At 31.3% G+C, this 1,606-nt stretch carries 2 protein-coding genes; both read right to left on the bottom strand.

Translation table 11 applies throughout. From position 1 onward, the window contains the following. Positions 1-201 precede the first annotated feature (201 nt). Positions 202-753 (bottom strand): hypothetical protein, encoded by a 552-nt coding sequence (locus H540_RS0122195; protein WP_028402428.1) that lies wholly within the window; start codon positions 751-753, stop codon positions 202-204. Between the two features lie 263 nt (positions 754-1,016). Next, entirely contained in the window at positions 1,017-1,355 is a 339-nt protein-coding gene (locus tag H540_RS0122190) for a UPF0715 family protein (protein ID WP_245592330.1), read from the bottom strand. Positions 1,356-1,606 lie beyond the last annotated feature (251 nt).

Raw genomic sequence — 1,606 nt, 5'->3', positions numbered from 1 at the left:
ATGGTTAAAATGAAAGAAATATGTTAGTACATATTGAAAAAAGGGATCTCATTATGAGGTCCTTTTTTCAACAGACAGCCCCACCATATCCAGCTGGATATGGTGGGGCTGTCTGTTGACATAACATGAGTTATCGGCAGTCAATGTATCTGAAACCCTATAAAAAGCTCGTCAGGTTTTGTTCTGACGAGCTTTCTTGTTTTAATTTAAAAACTTTTGTCGCCTTTTATCAAAGGCCTTTTCATCATCAGTCCCAAATCCATAACCATCATTGATAATGGAGGTAACGGGTACATGTGGAGTTAATACTATTTTCCATTTGTCATCTTCTAATGCTACAACTACAAAAAAATAATTTATTCCATTGATGTGATATTTGTCTTCTTTATGTACGTTGTAATCAACTCCGACATAGAAAACTTTTGGATTTTTAAATTTTTGCATATAACGGATAGGCAAATAGTTTTCGGTATACTTGTAAGGTAACTCTTTCCACTTAACAAGTTTAGCTGTTTTGATGTTGAATAGACCAATTTTATTTATCTGATTTTCTTTATTGTTAATAAAATCAATTAGATCTTCTTTTTGATCTTTAACCCATAAATCAGGAATAGCATTCCAATTATTATGGTTTAAATGTTCAATATACTTCTTTACTACATCCAAAGAAAAATCTTTTTGTGCTTGAACAGGAATACATATGAAAATAAATAGCAAGGAACTGTAAAGAACAAACATATTTCTTCTTAACATTGACTATTTCTCCTTGTAAATTTCTTATTAGGGTGTCCTGATTTAATTAAACATAACAATAAATTCTTGAACTCTTTATGGTTCTGGTGCAAACCTCGAATGCTGTCAAAATATATACAAAAATATGAGTGTAGTTCCGAACGTTTAAGTATATTTAAACATGAAAATTCGGAAAATCATACAGGGTTCCGAATAAACGTTTCATTTGACAGAGTAATATTCAGGTTACATTAATTGTCCAATTCTTTTTGCACCAGAACCATTTATTGTCTGTTTAAAATTATTAATGAATCCCATAACCAGAAAAGAAATCCAGCCGATATTACATAAATATATAATAAGACTTGTTCGAAAAATCTACTGTTAAATTCAAAATCCGAAACTGTTATTGCGAAGAAAACGATCAAGGCACTTATTATATAAATAAATAAAGCTGGAATACTAAATTGTTTAGCAAAGATAGTCTTGGAAAGTAGTAATTGAACAGGAATAGCAAAGATAGTAAAAGCAAATGAGTAAGCCAGAGTATATATAGGTAACAGGTTAAGATTAGCTCCTGATAACGGTCCAGGTGATTCAGCTATGATATTGACTAAAGACATACATAGACCTGACAGGAGAATGACTTTCAATCTTTGTAAGAACACTTAAATTCCCTCATTTCTCCATCTATTAATTCCATTTTAAACCATTAGGAATTACAAATGAAGAAACATTTAAAACTGCATACCGTATACATGTTCAGTTTACATAACATCTCATTATCGGCAGTCAATGAACCTCAGACGCTATAAAAATCCCTTCAGACCTTGTATTCTGAAGGGATTTCTTGTTCACATAATCAGTGTTATCG

The sequence above is a fragment of the Ectobacillus panaciterrae DSM 19096 genome (assembly GCF_000430785.1).
Lineage (GTDB): Bacteria > Bacillota > Bacilli > Bacillales > Bacillaceae_G > Ectobacillus > Ectobacillus panaciterrae.
The sequence above is the reverse complement of the archived record's forward strand: the minus strand, read 5'-3'. Positions and strand labels throughout refer to the sequence as shown.